11 protein-coding genes and 1 tRNA gene are annotated in these 19,240 nt (G+C 49.1%); 2 read left to right on the top strand and 10 right to left on the bottom strand.

The window, feature by feature from the left end; translation table 11 throughout:
• Positions 1–38: 38 nt before the first annotated feature.
• Positions 39–1,235, bottom strand: a complete 1,197-nt coding sequence (locus DEV76_RS23295; RefSeq protein WP_109700357.1) for a phosphoglycerate kinase — start codon at positions 1,233–1,235, stop codon at positions 39–41.
• Between the two features lie 96 nt (positions 1,236–1,331).
• Positions 1,332–2,348: a type I glyceraldehyde-3-phosphate dehydrogenase gene (gene gap / locus DEV76_RS23290; RefSeq protein WP_109700356.1), complete on the bottom strand. Its 1,017-nt coding sequence runs from the start codon at positions 2,346–2,348 to the stop codon at positions 1,332–1,334.
• Positions 2,349–2,489: 141 nt separating this feature from the next.
• On the opposite strand from gap, the gene DEV76_RS23285 reads away from it, so the two are divergent.
• Positions 2,490–2,564, top strand: a tRNA-Glu gene (locus DEV76_RS23285).
• Positions 2,565–2,734: 170 nt separating this feature from the next.
• Here DEV76_RS23285 and DEV76_RS23280 read toward each other — a convergent pair.
• Positions 2,735–3,502: a CHAD domain-containing protein gene (locus DEV76_RS23280; protein WP_198652192.1), complete on the bottom strand. Its 768-nt coding sequence runs from the start codon at positions 3,500–3,502 to the stop codon at positions 2,735–2,737.
• A 246-nt stretch (positions 3,503–3,748) separates the two neighbouring features.
• On the opposite strand from DEV76_RS23280, the gene DEV76_RS23275 reads away from it, so the two are divergent.
• Positions 3,749–4,249: a hypothetical protein gene (locus DEV76_RS23275; RefSeq protein WP_109700354.1), complete on the top strand. Its 501-nt coding sequence runs from the start codon at positions 3,749–3,751 to the stop codon at positions 4,247–4,249.
• Between the two features lie 187 nt (positions 4,250–4,436).
• Here the strand turns inward: DEV76_RS23275 and DEV76_RS23270 are convergent, their stop codons facing one another.
• The 7 genes from DEV76_RS23270 to DEV76_RS23240 form a co-directional block, all read right to left on the bottom strand.
• Positions 4,437–7,151 (bottom strand): hypothetical protein, encoded by a 2,715-nt coding sequence (locus DEV76_RS23270; protein ID WP_157963072.1) that lies wholly within the window; start codon positions 7,149–7,151, stop codon positions 4,437–4,439.
• Positions 7,152–7,245: 94 nt separating this feature from the next.
• A complete protein-coding gene (locus tag DEV76_RS23265) occupies positions 7,246–8,685 on the bottom strand; it encodes a RagB/SusD family nutrient uptake outer membrane protein (protein WP_109700352.1) in 1,440 nt (479 codons plus the stop codon).
• A 12-nt stretch (positions 8,686–8,697) separates the two neighbouring features.
• Positions 8,698–11,814 (bottom strand): SusC/RagA family TonB-linked outer membrane protein, encoded by a 3,117-nt coding sequence (locus DEV76_RS23260; RefSeq protein WP_109700351.1) that lies wholly within the window; start codon positions 11,812–11,814, stop codon positions 8,698–8,700.
• A 543-nt stretch (positions 11,815–12,357) separates the two neighbouring features.
• The gene (locus DEV76_RS23255) at positions 12,358–13,620 is read right to left on the bottom strand and encodes a hypothetical protein (protein WP_109700350.1); all 1,263 of its coding nucleotides are present in this window, start codon (positions 13,618–13,620) and stop codon (positions 12,358–12,360) included.
• Positions 13,580–16,048, bottom strand: a complete 2,469-nt coding sequence (locus DEV76_RS23250; protein ID WP_157963069.1) for a DUF2339 domain-containing protein — start codon at positions 16,046–16,048, stop codon at positions 13,580–13,582. The genes DEV76_RS23255 and DEV76_RS23250 overlap by 41 nt, the downstream gene beginning before the upstream one ends.
• Positions 16,049–16,168: 120 nt before the next feature.
• On the bottom strand, positions 16,169–17,683 hold the full coding sequence (locus DEV76_RS23245; protein ID WP_109700348.1) for a DUF5689 domain-containing protein: 1,515 nt from the start codon (positions 17,681–17,683) through the stop codon (positions 16,169–16,171).
• 26 nt (positions 17,684–17,709) lie between these two features.
• Entirely contained in the window at positions 17,710–19,230 is a 1,521-nt protein-coding gene (locus DEV76_RS23240; RefSeq protein WP_109700347.1) for a SusD/RagB family nutrient-binding outer membrane lipoprotein, read from the bottom strand.
• Positions 19,231–19,240 lie beyond the last annotated feature (10 nt).

The following is a 19,240-nucleotide window of genomic DNA, read 5'->3' as shown; positions in this document are numbered from 1 at the left end:
TAACTCCTGCCGGGCTTTTTTATGGTTTATAAACCTTACTATTTTCTAACCGCCGCAATACCGGGCAGCTCTTTACCTTCGAAGAACTCCAGCATAGCACCACCACCGGTGGATACATAGCTCACCTTATCGGCCAGGCCGAACTGGTTCACTGCCGCAACAGAGTCTCCACCACCAACGAGGGAGAAAGCACCCTTTTCAGTAGCTTTTACGATAGCATCAGCCACTGCCTTGGTTCCACCCTGGAAAGCAGGCATTTCAAAAACACCCATAGGACCGTTCCAGAGGATGGTTTTGCTGTTGGCGATCACTTCGCTGAACTGCGCAATGGATTTCTTTCCGATATCCAGGCCCATCCAGCCGGCGGGGATATTGTCGTTAGACACTTCCTGGGTATTGGCATCGGGAGCGAATTTATCTGCCGCGATGGAATCTTCAGGAATGAGGAGCTGTACGCCGAGAGATTTGGCTTTGGCGAGCAGTTCGTTTGCCAGATCGAGCTTATCATTTTCCACGAGGGAATTACCGATCTCTTTACCCTGGGCTTTCAGGAAAGTATATGCCATACCGCCGCCAATGATGATGTTATTGGCTTTGGACATCAGGTTTTCAATGATGAGGATTTTGTCAGACACCTTAGCGCCTCCGAGGATGGCGGTAAAGGGTTTCTCCGCGCTGTGGAGCACCTTTTCTGCGCTGGCGGTTTCTGCTTCCATGAGGAGGCCGAACATCTTTTTATCTTTAGGGAAGAACTCAGCGATCACGGCCGTAGAGGCGTGGGCGCGGTGCGCGGTGCCGAAAGCATCGTTTACATAAACACTGCCCAGTTTGGAGAGTTTTTCTGCGAAAGCTTTGTCGCCTTTCTCCTCTTCTTTATGGAAGCGGAGGTTTTCCAGCAGGAGCACTTCACCCATCTGGAGGTTATCAGCCGCGGTTTCAGCAGCTTCGCCGATGCAGTCTTCCGAGAATTTCACGGTAGTGCCGTCGAGGAGCTTGATGAGGCGGTTTACGAGGTGGCGGAGGGAATATTTCTCGGTGGGACCATCTTTCGGGCGGCCGAAGTGGCTCATGAGGATCACGGCGCCACCATCTGCCAGTATTTTCTTAATGGTGGGTACGGCGGCCTGCATACGGGTATCGTCGGTAATTTCGCGCTGATCATTGAGGGGCACATTGAAATCTACGCGTACCAGGGCTTTCTGGCCTTTAAAATTATGCTGGGAGAATTGGCTCATGTTGGGTGAGTTTTAGGAGAGTAAGACAAAAAACCCTCCGCACAGGCTGGAATGCAGCATGATGCGGAGGGTTGGCTGATATGTTCGTTGGCTTGATTATTTGGAGATCAGGCCTGCGAAGTGTTTCACGGTGCGTACGAGCTGGGAAACGTAAGACATTTCGTTATCGTACCAGGAAACGGTTTTCACGATTTGAACGTCGCCCTGCGTCATCACTTTGGTCTGTGTTGCGTCGAACAGGGAACCGAAGTGGATGCCGATGATGTCGGAGCTAACGATTTCGTCTTCGGTGTAACCGAAAGATTCGTTGGAAGCTGCTTTCATGGCGGCATTGATTTCTTCTGCAGTCACCTTCTTGTTAAGGATGGTGGTGAGTTCGGTGAGGGAACCGGTGATGGTGGGAACGCGCTGAGCGTTACCATCAAGTTTACCTTTCAGCTCAGGCAGAACCAGGCCGATGGCTTTAGCAGCGCCGGTGCTGTTAGGCACGATGTTGGCGGCTGCGGCACGGGCGCGGCGGAGGTCGCCTTTCGGGTGCGGTGCGTCGAGCGTGTTCTGATCGTTGGTGTAGGCGTGGATGGTGGTCATCAGGCCTGTAACGATACCGAACTGGTCGTTCATCACTTTCGCCATGGGGGCGAGGCAGTTGGTGGTGCAGGAAGCGCAGGAGATTACGGTTTCGCTGCCATCAAGGATATCGTGGTTTACGTTGAATACAACGGTTTTGAGATCACCGGTAGCAGGAGCGGAGATTACCACACGCTTAGCGCCTGCAGTGATGTGTGCTTCTGCTTTGGCTTTATCTGTGAAGAAGCCGGTGCACTCGATTACCACATCGATATCGTGGTTTTTCCAGGGAATTTGGGAGGGATCCTTCTGAGCATAAATCTTCACTTCTTCGCCGTTTACAACGATCGCGTTGTCGGTGTGCTTCACATCCTGTCCAAATCTGCCTTGTGCAGAATCATATTTCAGCAAATGAGCTAATACCGCGGGGCTGGTCAGGTCGTTGATCGCAACCACGTCGATGCCGGGCATATTGTAAATCTGGCGGAATACCAGGCGGCCGATGCGACCGAAACCATTAATACCAATTTTAAGAGAAGTTCCCATTTTACACTGTAGTTTGTAGATGAAAAATTGAGTAGCGAAATTACAAGGTTAACGGGGATTAATCAATAGATATTTACTTTACACAAATTTATTTTGGAATTATCAAAATGGGGATTACCTTTGCAATCCCAAACGGGAAATGCCGCGTTGGTCAATCGGCTAAGACGCCTCCCTTTCACGGAGGAATGACGGGTTCGACTCCCGTACGCGGTACCATAAAAAAGAGCTGTCAATTTTGTCAGCTCTTTTTTATTCCCTTAATTATTCCCCACATAGCACCGTCCACCAACTTCCTCCTGTTGAAAAAGCCCCACGAATCAAAAGCCAGCTTTTTTACTTATACTTTCATCGGACTACGACTGCGTTTCAAATATGAAGAAGGGCACTCAGCCTGTTACCTTACACCAAAAATCCTGGCTGGTATCGAAAATAGCCGCACCAGTTTGATCACGCTGTGCCCGTAACTTGTCAAGACCTTTCTTATTTTCTGTATTGTGTGCATCCAGCAACCTGACCGCTACATCCGCATCATGCCATTTACCTATAAGATCCTGCAACTGGTCCAGATAGTCAGCATTTAGCGCTAACCTGGCCTTCAGGCGATTAGAACATATCTCATATATATATCGCAGATTCTTTATTCTCTTTCTGGCTGAATGAAGCTGGTCTGTCTGCACTATTGTTACAACTGCCGCAATCTTTTTTAATTGCCGGTTCACCCAACCTGTTAGCTTCCTGTCCCGCAAAGGGCGCAAAAGCTTCTGAAGCGATCTTACCATATCCTTTATGATTTCATCATAATGAGATACATGGGATTGGAACTTTCCCGGCTCCTGCCGGAGTATAAGCCCGGCCCTGGCTTTAACAGCAGGCTGACTGATATGAAACTGTTTCATCATTTGCAGGTTAAGATCTGCTTCTCTGATAATACCTGCGTGATGGAATAATTCCCTGATTGAGCGCAAGTGTATGGTAACCTGTTTCCTACCCCTGTATAGCTGTACCAATTTTATGAAAGCCTTTATTCTCTTCAGCTCAACACGCAGTTTATGTAATTCCTGCTGATCTCCGGAGCGGGCAAAGGCAGATAAGCTGCTTCTCACCTTACGCCGCCTTTTTATAAGATACTTACATTGCCTTTTCCGTTTAAGCATAACAGGTACTTTGTAACTAAAGTTAAGATTAATCAGATTGATAATCAATATGTTTAATGCTTCCCTGCCTTTTCATTTGTTATTTCCAAATATCTCCCGGGCAAGGCATGCACCCTTACTTTAACCACACTGTTGCTGTACCTCTATCTTACCGTTGCTCCCTGCATCCACTCTGCAGCATGCCAGCCTGATCCAATATTGCTTATATTTGATTAAACCTCATTCCTTAACTCAATTTTACAGCTTATGAAAACTTCTGTTATATTCTATCTGGTATTTTCATCTTCCTTCCTTATTCAGCAATCATTGTATGCACAACAGGGATGTGATGAAATAAAAAAAGAAAATGAATACCTTAAAAATGCTTTAAAAATAACCACCCCAGTCAAAACTGCTTCCGCAGCCAATATTGATTTCAATATTATCAAAGTGGAGGGAAATACGAAAGATCAAACAGTTACATTGGTTATGACGTTTGTAAATCATAATGCGAATGAAGCCATTCAATATTATAATACCCGGGCTATTGATGTAGAAGGCAATGAATATAAAGGTTCCGATCATTCAATTGGCAGTGAAGGAACGAGAAATACACTTTATACGGACACCCCTATGAAATCTACTGTTACCTTTACAAAGGTCTTACCTTCCGTAAAAATACTCAAGCTGGTACCTATCAATTTCCTTTATAACAAACCGTTAAATGTGGATATTGAATTTAAGGACCTCCCTATCACATGGAAATAAAGTTGGAGCATTGCTCATTCGTGCAACAATTGCCGGGAGGCACATTGATAATGCCTGCGTAATGGTAAGATTCCATTACTGTGATTCCTGATGTAGTAACTATTGAATACGAACTTTGGAAATCCTGAATATAAAAAAGCCCGGCGCTTCACAGCAACCGGGCTTTATATCTTCAACAGGTAAATTCTTACTCTACATCCTTCGCTCCATACACTCTTCCGGGAGTAACAGTATACTTCCCTGCACCGGCTGTGAAATGCACTGTATTCTTACCATCTACTACATTGGTATTAAATTTCAACTGGTCTCCCTCCTGCCGGATGTTCCAGAAGCCTGGCTTCAATCCTGCAAGCACCACCTGCCAGGATGCACCTGCAGGAACCTCTATGGTAAATGCTTCCTGCGCAAATTCAGCTCCTGCACTCATACAAACAATACGGTCGGCCACCCTGATCTGGTAAACACCTCCATTCTCCCGGAAACTCACCGGCAATGGTTTGGCATCCCCTTCCGCCATTTGGAATACCGTCAGGAAGCGGTCGCGGGCATTGGCCTTATCAGGTGTCACCATCATCCGGAATGCACTTGCCTCCGGCTTGGCAGACTTCACTTCGAAGCGGGTACCAAATGTACTGTTGGCATCCGGGCCGCCGAGCACCTCCAGCTTACGGTCACCGGCAGCAGGGAGCAGCATCTGCACATGTGTTTTACCTTCCTGTCCATTCAGGGAATTGTGCAGCACCCAGCGATCGCTATCCGTCTGAGGTTTATTCAGTGTATTGATCTGCCAGTATTTTTTAAATGCCGGATCAGCTGTTGTCATATCATCGGTCAGGATGATAACGGCAGGCACATCGTCCCGGAAAAGATTCAGGAACATAAACCCACGGGAATACTGTGCCATCTTAGATGAATACGCTCCCGTAAGGTCGGCTTTGAAATAACTGAATGCAGGCTTCTGTTTAGAAGGACCAAAATCCGCAGCCATCACCTTCCCGTAATCGAACCATGGATCGGTTGTAGTTTCTTCCTTGCTCTGCGGGAACCGTTGATTGAAACGCGTACCGCCATCCTGTAGCTTTGTACGGAAGCGAAGCTTCTCATTCGGATCTACTGCCAGCATCATGCTGTGCGCAATAGATCTTTTATTAAAATTGAAATCGTACGGAGGGCCGTAGGATAGATACAACCCGATATCCCCCACCTGTATGCCGTGGTGATATATCTGCAGCGCACCGGCGTCGGCATGCTGATGGTTGGCAAAATGATACCCGCCGCCCTTGATCTCTGCAATTACATCCTTGCTCTCCGGTTTATTATTCCAGCCTGTACGGGCTACCACACCACCGAGCACTTTGCCGAAGTCCATGGTTTGCGGGAGCTTCGACAAGTCATGGTCTGCAGGAAGTGCAGGATCGTTCACCAGTAAAAACAATACAGGATTATCCGGCAGTCCGCCCTGACGCTGGAATTCCCCTTTCAGCAACGGGTCATTCGCATAAGCGTAACTCAGCAGCATCTGCATGGGCTGCTTCCAATACAAGGGCGCATTGGTACCTCCTTTAACGGAAAACATGTCTCCATCGCGGAGCATGTAACCGTCGGGCAGGCGCATATAGAGCCAGTAGTAAGGCAGATGCTTTATGTTATCATCGAATACAGGATGCCCGGTCATGCGGTAGAACAGCCATACGGCATGCATCTCCCATCCCAGGCGGTAAGCGCCATAATCCACACCCTGGTTGTGGCGGGGCGATTCATATTCAAACTTCCGCATGGGCACCAGCTCTTCCAGCACCGTATAGGCGGTGTATTTGTAGGGTAAAGGATCTTCGTCGTACAGGGCTATAGACATGGCCAGCAGATCGCGGCTCACCTGCGCTTCGTTACCATGCCCATTGATGATGCTATCCATAAAGGGCGGCCACCCTATTTCCATATCCCGCGCAAGGCGCAGCATATGATGACGAAGATCGGCCAGCTCGCTTTCAGAAAGTAGATCATAGCACCAGTCGTATACCAGTGCCGCTACATAAATAGACCGGCCTATTTCACGGGTAATATCGCCGTAGGTGACGTTCCCGAATTCCAGGACGGAAAGGTAGTCGCGCATCAGCTTAGACGCTTCGCGGCCTACGGTTTTATCACCGGTCATCAGGTAATAAAAGGCTTTTGTCTCTACCGCCTTCTCCACATCTTCCCGGTAAAAAATTTCTTCCTGTGGATTAAAGTCGAAGCGGAAGGGCACGATGGCCGAGGCACGCACCTTATCCCATGCTGCTTTATTCTCACCCTGTGTAAGCCTGGCTTTAATGGCAGGTAAAGTTTGCGGCGTTGTCCATATGCGGGGATGGCTGGCGGGAGGCTTGATAGCAGGAGTATACCGCTGCGCCTTTTCAGGAATGGCAGGATCGTTGGCATTCTTCCATTCGATATAGCGGAGGCGCATACCCTGCGGGAGCCATATCTTCACCTGCTCTTCCTTTGCTTCCATCTCGAATTTACCGGCAACCTGATGGCCGCCATGGTAACTATCGAACAGGATACGTTTTGTAGGACGGCGGTTACCAATCTGAATCTTTACATGCTCCGGGCCGGTAGCGCCTTCCGCAACAGGAATTGCTTCGGTAGACAATTCATAGAATCCGGCAGCAGGTACTTTAATGGTAAAGATGAGGTCCGGAGCGGCAGAAGCATCAGCATTAACGCCTTTCTTCCACCCCACCAGCTTATCCTTTCCGGTACCACTTACCACTTCCACCGACTTACCGAGCTTAGCACGCGCAGCCGGTTGCCGGTTTACATACTTATCCCCCACCACAGCCGGATAAGCCTGTGAGAAAACTGCCACTGAAACGAAGTTCAGTAACGCCCATAGAACAATTCCTTTTTTCACTTTCATATGCATTTGCTGTACCATCTCTCTTCTGATATGTAAAGCCGGATTCCCCGGAGCTTGTGCCCACGGGGAACCGGTAAAAACTACAGTGCTTTTCTTAATATCCCAGGTTTTTCGCCATATTCGGATTAGCGGCTAATTCCGTTTCTGGAATGGGCTGCAATCTTCTGAAGTCGGTTGTTTTCACTTCCACATAAGACGAGTGTGCCTTTGCGCCCATATTGGGCCTGTTAAAGGTAACATTCATCCGGAAGAGATCGAACAGGCGGAGCCCTTCGAAAGCCAGCTCCTTCCGGCGCTCCACGATTACCGCATCTACGAGTGCCTGACCCGTGTAAGTATACGCTGTCAGGTTCGGGTCGCGGTTTTGGGCTACCATGTTGAGGTATTTCAGTCCTTCAGCGGTGTTATTGAGGCGCGCTTCCGACTCTGCAAGGATGAGCAGCACCTCTGCATAACGCAGCATCTTGATCTCATCACGGTCGGCATTAGCCACATTCTGATATTTATTCACGTAATGAACGGTATTGGTTCCGCGTGCTGCATCTACGATCAGGCTGCGGCGGCGGTCAGTGGCAGTATATAGATCATACAGCTCATCGGTTGCCAGCATATCACCAAGACTTTTAGAAGAGTAGATTGCGTCCAGCCCTTCCACACCCGCATTGGCAGCGGCATTATTATTCAATTCAAAAAGCGTCTCCTGCTTGTCTGTCCGCATAACGTTCGATGCCCAGTAGGCAGTGAAAGCCGCTTCGGTAGCTGCGAGTGTATAACCGCCTTCGTCCACCACCTTTTTCGCTGCATCCCGTGCTTTGGCGTAATCACCCATATAGAGATAAGCGCGGGCCTGAAGCGCCTTTGCGGCGTATTTAGACAGGAAGTTAGTATTGTAAGGATGGATCGACATTCCGGCAGCCGGCATCAGATCGAATGCCTTGTCCAGATCGGAAATAATCTGCGCATACACTTCCTTCACCTTGTTGCGGGCTGGCTTTATGAGTGAGCCACCCACGCTGGTAGGCAATGTAACCACAGGCACACCATTCGCCTCAGGATTTACAGCGTAAGGTGTAGCATAGAGGTTCACCAGGTAGAAGTAATTCAGCGCACGTAATGCATAAGCTTCGCCCAGCATGTGGTTTACATTACTGGTGGCAGTCAGGTTTGTGTTGATAACACGGTTAGTCTGCTGGATAACGAAATAGGCCGACGACCAGATATTGGCTGCTTCAGCGGAAGAACCCACGAACGTATAATTGTTCATAGGTATTAGGCGGCCGGAATTCTGGCTGGAGAGATATACGTTATCCGCCAGCAGATCCCCGAACAGGGGAACGTTGCGTCCGAAATACAGGGAACCTGTCATATTGCGGTACGCACCATTCATAGCTTCCAGCATGCTGCCTTCGGAAACAATGGCGTTACCTACAGACACGCTCGTGGAAGGCTCTTCGTCCAGGAAGCTCTTCCCGCAGGATGCCGCTGCAAACGTTGCGGCAGTTAATATGGCGATATATGCTTGTCTTTTCTTCATGTGTCAGTGTTTTTAAAGTCCCACGTTAATGCCGATAGTAAACGTTTTGTACTGGAACATATCCTGCGAGTCCAGACCGCTGTAAGAAACTTCCGGATCAAACGGCAGGCGCTTGTCGAAGGTTTTGGTGAAGAGGTTGGTAGCCCTTCCGTACAGCGCCAGTTTGGAAACACCCAGTCTTTTCACGAACGCCAGGTTATTGAAATCATACCCCAGCTGGATATTCTTCAGGCGGATGTGATCGCCTTTGTAGAGACGGTAAGTACTCACTGTAAGGTCCGACTTGGTGGTGAACTTCGGCACATCGGTGATCTGACCGGGAGTAGTCCACCGGTTGTCGTAGATGTACTGGTATTTGTTATTGATATAATAGTTACCCAGTGTGAAGTACACGTCCTGCGAGCTGAGGATGTAATAACCCAGGCTGAAGTTGAAATCTATCCCGAGTGAAATTCCCTTGTACGTGAACATATTATTGAAACCACCGGTGGCTTTCGGAACAGAAAGACGGTCAAGCGGAATCATCTTCGCATCGCCCGGCTTATTGGTAGTAGCGGAATGTGTTTCATCCGTATAGTATAAAGGATCACCATTCTGAGGATCCACGCCGGCATACTCACGCATGTAGAATGTATTAAAGCTGTAACCTTCTTTCAGATAGAAGTTACCATTCAGCACGGGGGTATTGGCAGGGAGCTTGGTGATTTCGTTCCGGTTGAGAGCGGCATTCATATTAGTGTTCCAGGTGAAGTTCTTTGTACGGATCACATCGCCACGGAGCATAAACTCCCATCCTTTGTTAGCCATAGCCCCCACGTTCTGCAATACGGAACCAAAGCCGGTAGTCAGCGAAGTAGGTACGCTGCGGATCAGTCCGTCGATATTGTTATAATAGTAGTCTACAGAGAACATGAACCGGTTATTGGCAAATCCGAAGTCGGCCCCTACGTCGAACTTACGGGAAGTTTCCCAGGTGAGGTCGATGTTACCGATCACGTTATACGCCTGCCCGATCACACCGCCGTAAGAAGAACCCTGTCCATAGCTTACCTGCGGCAGCCATTGGTAGTTACCCAGACTGGCATTGCCTGTTGTACCGTAAGAAGAACGGAGTTTCAGTGCGGAGAAGACAGACTGCTTTTGGAAGAAAGCCTCTTCATGCAGGTTCCAGGTACCGCCCACCGACCAGAAGGTAGCATAGCGGTTATTGGATGCAAAGCGGGAAGAACCATCGCGGCGGAGCGATGCATTCAGTGCGTATTTGTTTTTATAGTTGACGCTGGCATTACCGTAGGTAGAAACAAATGCATAGTTGCTGTAATCAGCATACACGCCTTGCGGGGTACCTGCGTTACCCAAAGCCGAAAGACCGGGGTGTGATGAAGGGAATCCAATACCATCGGCCGACATCTTGTACTCTTTCGAACGTTGCGCTTCGTAACCTACAGAAGCATTTACATAGAAGTCGTTGGATGCGTCGATATCATACCTGTAATCGAACTGGTTACGGGTAAGCCAGTTGAAGAAGCGTGAGTAATAGTTACGGCTGCGTCCTTTAAGGGTACCGCCGCCATCGCCCATCACGGGGTTCAGGTAAGTCGTTTCTTCCAGGGTATTATAATCAGCGCTCACATAGGTAGTGAAGAACAGCTTATCCCAGATGTTATATCTCAGTTTGGCATTACCCAGTGCTTTGAACATGGAAAGGAAGCGCTTATCGTTCTCCGTCGTCCAGAGTGGGTTATAAATACCGGGGAAGTTGGTATTGCCGGAAGTGGAGTTGTTGATAGAACCATCGTCGTTATACGCCAGCTGGAACGGGCGGAGGCCGCGCGCAGCCCAGATGGGGTTCGACGAGAAGTTGGTAGTGGTAGGCGTGTTCTGCCCTACGTTAGAGATATTAAGACCTACGGATAATTGCAGGCGCTTATTGATCTGATGATCGAGATTGAGCAGGCCTGATATTCTTTTCATATCGGCACCGATGGTGGTGGCTTCCTGTCCGAAGTAGCCCGCAGAAGCGAAGAATTTAGTTTTCTCTCCGCCGCCATTAAGGCTTACGTTGTACTGCTGCTGCTTGCCTGTGCGAGTGATCAGATCGTACCAATCGTTACTCTTACCGCTGTTGAGGCCGTAGCTGTTGGCGAGATCTTCTACCTGAGTGGGGGTACTGCCACCATTGGTGAGGGCTTCACGGAACATAACCGCGTATTGCCCGGCATTCAGCAGGCGCCCTGCTTTCGGCAGTTTTATCTGGCTGGAAACACCGCCCTCAGCATCTACACGGATCTGGGTTTTGCCCGACTTACCGCGTTTAGTAGTGATAAGGATAACACCTGCTGCGCCACGGGAGCCGTATACCGCTGTAGCCGCTGCGTCTTTCAGCACATCGATGCGCTCAATATCGTTCTGGTTAAGACCGGCAAGGGCATTGGAGGTAGTGGAATAGGTGGTGAGCTGGCCGGAGTTCACAATCATCCCATCGATCACGATGAGCGGGTTGTTACTCAGCTGCAGAGAGCTTACGCCGCGAATACGGATATCCATATTGGCACCGGGCTGGCCGCTGGTGATGGGTGCGGTAAGACCAGCTACCTGGCCCTGCAGCGACTGTGCAAAGTTAGCGAAGGGTTTATTCTCGAGGGAGGTACCATTTACTGTGTTGATAGAACCGGTACTGGTAGAAGAAGTGAAGTTGCGGTAACCGTCGGTAATCACTACTTCCCCGAGGGTTTTAATGTCTTTCTCCAGTTTGATGTTGATGACAGCCTGATTAGCCGGCACCTGGCGGGTTATGTAACCCACCATCTTAAAGGTAAGGGAAGCGCCTTCAGGCACGTCTTTAATAATATAGGCCCCCGATGCGTCTGTGATTACTGCTTTGCTGGTGCCGGTGATGGCAACAACTACGCCCGGCATAGGGGCGCCTTCGTCGTCAGTAACGGTGCCGCTAACCACGATGGCAGCATAAAGCGGACTGGCAGTAACTGCTGCCGGACGGGCCTTAGCCGCATCGGGCAATGCACTCATGCTCATCACTGCAATGCATAGCGCTGCAGCTTTTAACACTGCCGAATTGCAGGCCGGCACCTGACGTGCTTTTTTCCCGATATGAATTGTACGATCCATACTTCAGTGAAATAGAAGATTAAATAATTGAATAATTACCGTATGCTCCTTTGAATAACCGCAGCGTTACATACGGAGAAATATGCCGCTGCCGCTTCCTCAATGTCTAATGATGTATCATAGGCTATCTTTAAGCAAACCCTCCCCTTCGGCCGGTTAAGGAAAAACATCCCCTGTCTGGCCATGTGTCCAAATCAAAAAATCAGTCATCGAATTTGAAAATGATAAGATGCGTACCCGTCTCCCCTTGACGCCTCTGGTGGAATTTGCGTTTTACTTTTGGCTGAATGACTATGTAAACAAATATATTACTTTTATGTAAACATTCTAGCCTTTCGGTTGATTTCTTTTAAAAAATATCTTAACCATACTAATTCACTGTATTTCAATTGTATTAAACGAAAGTACGGTTTAAATGTATACAATAACTGACTTATAAAGTAAACAGGAGGAATGGGAATATACTTCAGCTTCAGGCATTAAAAAAGCCTGTAGCGAACGGTTGATACCATTTCCTACAGGCTAATCCCTATTAATTGAAGACTAGTTTTTCTCTTTCTTCATGTCTTTAAGCATACCTCTTACCACAAAAGCAAGCAGCCCCACTACTATAATAATCCCCGCCCATATCCAGTTCCGCGTAGTGAAAAAAGTAGGTGAAGCCTCTGCAACCTCATTGCCCTTTACTACCACAGGATCACCAGGCACCAGATCCTTCCCGGCCTGCCGGTGGTATGCAGTGGAGAAGTAGGTAACGTCATACTCCGGCGTATGCAGGCCGGGCGCACCTCCTTTCATATTATAATTACCCGGTTCCAGTTTGGCCACCAGGCACCAGGCGCTTTGCCAGGCCTTTACCTGCTCTGGCTCCAGCGGCGGACTATCACCATTCTCCACAATCATCACCAGACTATCGTATAGCATACCCTCATCCAGTGAAAAGGAGTTAACACCGGCATCGGAACGCAGTGTTTGTGAGCCGGCAGATTGCTCTTTCCCGTTTTCAAGAATCCACAGCGAAGCTTCACGATGGTATAATTGCGGACGGGCAATGGAAAGCGAAAGTTCTTTCAGCGGATATTGCTGTGGCAGGGTAATCAGGAAGCGGTCGCTCCGCCGGTCTTTACCTGCCAGTAATTTCACTACCGCACCGGGCACTTCCTGCAACAGAGGCCTCTCCTGTTTTTGACTACGGAAGCCTATACAGTTGATCTGCAGGGGTGCACTGGCCGAATCATCAATCACCAGTTTATAATATTTGAACCCGGATGCAGGTATCGTAATCGTTTCTTCGAGGATCGTTTCTTTCCCGGGAACAGGCATGGCGGAAGAAGGATCAAGCAGGAATGGCGGGCGGATGGCATACCACTGTATCTGGTCGGGACTACCGGTCAGCACTACCTTTTTCGGCACAGCCGTATTGGCGTACCGCAATCCGAATTCCCTGATGGTGGCATGCGGCTCCTGTTCGAAAACAATAACTGTTTCCTTACCCGCATGCGATTCCAGCACCGGGGTGGGATAAGCTTTGAAATCGCCCGGAGATATGGTCTTAAACGATTGTAATGCCACATACGGCACTTCTGCCGAATCTCCGAAAATCCTTACATCCCATGCGCCGTTACGGAAAGCTTTTGCGCTGAGTGCCGGTGTTACGGGTATACGATAGAAGCCGGGAGAATCTACACGCGGTAGTTTCGCCTCCCAGGTAAATGCCGGGGCTTTTTGTGCTATAGCGGCCGGAAAGCAGGCCATGAGCCCGATGCTAATCAGGCAGCTTCGTTTCTTCCTGAACAGGTTGATCATCCGTGAGAATTATTTTTTTCAACCGCTGATACATGAACGATATCAGCAGCAAGAGAATACCTAAAGAAATAAATGCCGCAATCTTACCGCCTTCACCCAGGCCCCGTAAATCGAACAGGAAGAGCTTCAGCAGGGTGATCCCGAATACGGCAATGGCCATGATCCGCAAATCGCGCGACTTGATACGGATACCGATAAACATAAGTACAAATGCAAAAATACCCCACAGTAATGCATATCCCGTACGGTGAATCATTGACAATGTAACTGATGCCACCTCAGGCGCGCGGAGGATAACAGCGATATGATCGAGTTCCGCACTCAGGAGATAAAGCGCCATGAATGGCAGAAACCAGTTGAAGGCAGTTTCTATTGCATCCTGCTTAAACTCTGGTAATGCCTTTCTCATTTCAATGAGCAGCCAGCACAGTAAGCCTACCTGTATATAATGTGCCAGGAATGCCAACATTGGCAGCTCACCTTTCAGCACCGCCGTACGGACCTGGATCACAGCGGGATTGTAATACGCCAGATATGCCAGTACGGCCAGCATGCCCAGTACAACAAGCACCCCGGCTCCTTTATCGTTCCGGCGGCGGGCAATCCATAACAGTACAGCCAGGTAAGCATAGTTGAAGCAACCCGCTACCAGCGCAGTAAGCCCGCGGTGGTAATTACCCATATGCTCGCTGATCTCTAATATTATCACACAATACAACAATACTAAAAATAAGACCTGCAATACCCGGGCGGTCATTTTACGGGATACTCCCGGGAACAGATCTCCATCTTCCGCAATACTCCTTACCTGCCGCAAGAGAAGATACACTGCCGCCACGGCTACTATCCCGGTAATGAAAGCTTTATTGATAACCGGCACTTTTACCGGAGCTATGAAATACAAGTGGCCCCAGTCCATTACAAGACTAATGAGCATGAGCACCAATACAGCCATGGAGGCGTACTTCATCTGTACAATCCCGGATTTGCGGTAGAGCCAGAAGATCAGTACCGCCTCTGCCGCCCAGAAGAGGGTGATATAATTCCCCTCCAGCTGCACGGGTGCGGCAAGACTCATAAACGTAAGCACCAGACCTATGAGCAGGTAAACCAGTGTACGGTCTGCCCGGCTATTACGGAACAGGAACCATGCAAATACACAGTTAAATATTGCTAACAGTGCAGTGAAAAGGCCCTGCCAGCCGTTCCAGCCGAGTGTATGGAGCAATACCATCCCCGCACCATAATATAAGAAGGTGTTACTCAGCAATATCCCGATTTCCAATGCACCGAAACGCATGCCGTTGCGCACATTGTTAATCACATTCATGAGGAAGAACACGAAGTAGTACAGCGTTGCAAACAGCAGAGCGGTTCGCACATCAGCCAGATCCACGAACTCTTCTTCCAACGCGCCAGACATCATCCATCCGCCAAACAGTAATACGGTAATGCCATAGCATATGATATTGACAATATTCCATTTCTTGAAATACGCCAGCACCAGCATACCACAGTTCAGGATCAGCAACCATGAGAAGAATATCGGCAGATTGGCCTTGCCTGTTGACACCATGAACGGTGCGCCAAAGCCTCCCAGTATGGCTACTACAGCCAGCTCTACCCTATTGTAACTAATGGCCAGGAATACCGTAAATGCCGTAATCAATATGGAAAGCAGGAACGCTGCCGTCTGACTGATCAGGTGATACTGATGGAAAGCAATAGCTACGGTGATATACAGGATCGCCACACCGCCGCCTACCAGCACAGAGCTGAAAGCTGCAAATGATTTGCGCATCCGGTGGGCAAGACCAATCAGCACACCGCCGCACAGGAAACCAATAAAGGTGCGGCCAATTTCGTTGATCCAGTTTTTATCGATGGCGAACTTGAGAAAGAAACCAATACCTAAAACGAGAATGGCGATACCGATTTTATTGAACAGGTTTTCACCGATGAACTTCTCGATATCGGGGTTCTTTTCCATGAATTTTTCCCAGAAAGAAATTTCTGGTTCAGCAGGCTCAAACTTCTGTTGCACCTTTTCTTCTGCTGCTTCATAGACGGATTTCATCTCTTCAGCAGAAATAGTCTTCATGGTACCCCACGATTCCTGCGTTTCCAATACGGGCTGCTCTTCTTTTACAGGGTGTGGCTCCGGCTGAGGAGGAGCAGGTTGTTGCACCGGCTCAGGTGCAGGAGGTTCAGGTTGTGAGGGAACGCCATACAGGGTTCCGGCATCCAGTGAAATTTTGGGCGGACTTTTACGTTGTACGGTTTGAACATCTTCCTTATTGTCCAGCTCACGGCGCAGGCGTTCCAGCGCTGCCGTGATTTCAGACAATCTCTCCGAGGTCCTGCTCTGGTTCAGAATCACAATGATTAAAATAGCCAGGCATAACAAAAAGATGAGTGACATCAGCATAGGGTGATGGGGATTATGGGGGTAAATATAATCATTTGCTCCTAACCGCCTATTTGCATGGAAAAGCCGCCCCATACGGGAGCGGCCTTTTTCCTTCGTTGCATTACGCAGGTTAAATGGTTAACGGAGTGTGGTTGCCCCCTCTCCTTCAATTTCTGAAACCTGGGAATCAGCAGCCAGTTTCACATTCACCTGGCTCCTCGCTTTACGCCAGCGGCCCAGTGCCGGGTTGTAAATACCTCCCATCTTAAAGAACACCGCTGCAGTATAAGTAACGCCAAGGGTATTACTACCGCTGCGGAAGAATGGTTGTGATTTCTGAGATAGCGGATGAATCACATCATACCAATCGGTATTGGTGATCCGATAACCAACGGGGTTAGCTCCTTCAGAAAGGATCACTCCATTGAGGCCAACCATCACCACATCCACCGGCCGGGAATCTTTCGTTACTGTTGTTCCTGCAAATACGGCCATGCCCGAAGCATTACCACTGTTAGCCAGCAGGTTGCCGGTTTTACCACCAAAGCCTTCGCCATCGGTAGTGGAGTAATTGTATGCGCGGATCCATTTGGAAGTGCTCATGCTTGTGGAGCCGGAGCCAAAGATGCGGCGGGCGGTGCCACCCACATAGAAATATTCTCCTTTAGCGACCGTGCCAGATGTAAGATTGAATTTGTAGGAACGAAGTCCGCCGGTAGCCCAACCGTTAGCAGGCAAGCCCCCGGGTGTTGAAGCGCCTGCATTATTAGTAGTTACCACTGAGAATGGGGTAACCGAGAAATCAATGTCCTGCGTAGCCAGCAGCTGGATGTATTCATAGTTCCCTTCTGTACCCGGAGGATCTGTAAGGAATCCGGAGATCACGATGGGTGCTATTTCCACCACGGAGCTGAGCAGCACAATATCCGATGTTGCTGCTACACGCAGTTCTGGCACCCATGTTTCTCCCGCCCCCTGCTTCATGCCTACAATACCTCTGTAATTTGCCATCACCGGCATAGCCATGTTGGCAAAGGCAGCATTGGCATTTGTATGCAGCTCAATATCCCCATAACCATCGCTCAGCATCTTATCGCCGGAAAGTACATCGCCCGGTGCCGGCAAAGGATCAAATCCTCCTTTCACCACTACAGCCAGCGTGCTTTCATACACTTCCGGTTTATCCAGAATCTTATTGAGTGCCACTACGTGCATGGGCAGCCGGTTCCCTTTCGACAATACTTTAATACCTGCGGGATTAACGCCCACAAGCTGATGAATACCGTTTCTCCGGGTCAGGGTAGCCCCTGCAATATGAATGGTAACTGAATCACCGGCTTCGTATTGTGCAGCTGCTGTACCTATTGGGATGGCGATACCCCGTTGTGCCAGGCGGTTGGAGTCCTGTACGATCAGCATCCCTTCCGGCATATTGCCTTCACGGTGATCGGAGATAACGATGCAGCGGATCTGATCGGCGCCGAACATGTTTTCGGTAGTAAGCGTTACATCCTTTCCCCGGTACATGGAGCGGATATCAAAAAGGGCAATGTGGGCGCCCACTTTACCTCCGGGATAGGTATTGTCTTTCTGACATCCCCAGAAGCCCGCGGCAGTCACCAGCACTATTATATATAAAGCGATTCTTTTCATGTTGCGTTTTTTAAACAATGACGTTATTACGGTTTCTGCCACCACACTTCCGTAGAGATCACATCCGCTCCCTGGCGGGCTACGGCGATTTTGTAATTGGTAGGGTTGGTGGACTGAACATATACCGGGTATGTCATCCGCGCGGGCATCACACCATTATTGCGCAACCCGGCTCCTTTCGGGATAACAGGATGCCCCGTACGGCGGTACTCTATCCATTGCTGCATATCCGTCATAAACAGGCAATAGTATTTCTGCAAATGGAGGCGCTCCATCTTATCTTCCAGTGGCGCTGCTTCATCCCAATGGATATCGGCCTTATCGATGTAATCATCTACCTGGTCAACCCATTTCGGCAGCCACAGCTGAATGCTTTGCTCGATGCCGTTCTTATAATACAATGCCGCATCTCCTGTTATCCATCCTTTAATGACCGCCTCTGCAAGTATAAAATTCACTTCTCCGCTGTTCATCATGATACCGGTCATGGCATCGGTCTGCAGGTTAAAGAGTGTAGAATTGGTCTGTGAATAGAAGTACGACTGCTTTACAGGCGCCTGCCCCGATACATACCCGCTGGGCACACCGGTATAGCCTCCCTGATAAGCTGCAATCCGCCATCTGTTCACACTGTTATTACCCCATGTAGGCACATCTATCCGGGGATCGTTCCAGGTTACGAGGTTGCCAATGAAAAACGCACCTATTCCCGGTGCCCTGAAGTCCTGCTCCCGCACACTCATAAATGGTGAAACGAATGGTCCCGTGCCCGTCCAGCGCAGTACGGCAGACTCTTCAGGCGTAGTCATCAGCGGATAATCCGCCTTTTTCGTCACCGCGATCTCTTTAAACTTCGCAATTACTTCATCACTCACTTCCGCCTTCCCGGATATCCGCATCAGCAACCGCAGGTATAACGAGTTACCAAAGCGGCGCCATTTCGTAACGTCTCCGTTAAATACGGGATCATTATTAGAATTGATACCGGTTCCGGTTTTCAGATAAGTATTGGCGGTATCCAGCTTTTTGAAGATATCCATGTAAATATCCTTCTGCGCATCAAACGGCGGTTCAAAGATACCCGAGTCGCGCGCGAGGTTGGATTTGAAGTAGGGAACATCACCATAAGTATCCGTCAGTAGGGAATAAATCCACGACTGGCAGATCAGCGCTATCCCTACATACGACCTGTTCAGGTTCTTAGGATCACGCGCCACCTTCTCCATATCCTTAAAGTTGGTCAGCTCCGTGTACCAGGCGTTATAGGAATAATCTGCCCAGGTAGCGCGAAAGTCGTACCGGAACACTTTGCCGTCGGCATCGGAGATATCTACCGTAACCTGCATCAGCTCATTGTTGAAGTTGCGGTTACGCAGCATATTAGCCGTGAGCGTATTCACCAGTGCAGGCGCCATCAGCGAGGATGCAGTGGCTATCGGTGTTTCGTTCGGGTTTGTATTGATGTCGGTGAAATCTTTGGTACAGGACTGCATAAACATTCCCAAAAGCACCAGCACACCGGTTATTGTAAGTTTCATCTTCTTCATGTTGGAAAAA

The sequence above is a fragment of the Chitinophaga deserti genome, assembly GCF_003149455.1.
Classification (GTDB): domain Bacteria; phylum Bacteroidota; class Bacteroidia; order Chitinophagales; family Chitinophagaceae; genus Chitinophaga; species Chitinophaga deserti.
Note: the sequence above shows the minus strand (reverse complement) of the source record. Positions and strands in the feature narration are given on the sequence as shown.

Coding starts and splice junctions, on each gene's coding strand:
- DEV76_RS23260 (WP_109700351.1), bottom strand. CDS start 11,814: ATGGATCGTACAATTCATATCGGGAAAAAAGCACGTCAGGTGCCGGCC.
- DEV76_RS23275 (WP_109700354.1), top strand. CDS start 3,749: ATGAAAACTTCTGTTATATTCTATCTGGTATTTTCATCTTCCTTCCTT.
- DEV76_RS23255 (WP_109700350.1), bottom strand. CDS start 13,620: ATGATCAACCTGTTCAGGAAGAAACGAAGCTGCCTGATTAGCATCGGG.
- DEV76_RS23240 (WP_109700347.1), bottom strand. CDS start 19,230: ATGAAGAAGATGAAACTTACAATAACCGGTGTGCTGGTGCTTTTGGGA.
- DEV76_RS23265 (WP_109700352.1), bottom strand. CDS start 8,685: ATGAAGAAAAGACAAGCATATATCGCCATATTAACTGCCGCAACGTTT.
- gap (WP_109700356.1), bottom strand. CDS start 2,348: ATGGGAACTTCTCTTAAAATTGGTATTAATGGTTTCGGTCGCATCGGC.
- DEV76_RS23280 (WP_198652192.1), bottom strand. CDS start 3,502: ATGCTTAAACGGAAAAGGCAATGTAAGTATCTTATAAAAAGGCGGCGT.
- DEV76_RS23250 (WP_157963069.1), bottom strand. CDS start 16,048: ATGCTGATGTCACTCATCTTTTTGTTATGCCTGGCTATTTTAATCATT.
- DEV76_RS23295 (WP_109700357.1), bottom strand. CDS start 1,235: ATGAGCCAATTCTCCCAGCATAATTTTAAAGGCCAGAAAGCCCTGGTA.
- DEV76_RS23270 (WP_157963072.1), bottom strand. CDS start 7,151: ATGAAAGTGAAAAAAGGAATTGTTCTATGGGCGTTACTGAACTTCGTT.
- DEV76_RS23245 (WP_109700348.1), bottom strand. CDS start 17,683: ATGAAAAGAATCGCTTTATATATAATAGTGCTGGTGACTGCCGCGGGC.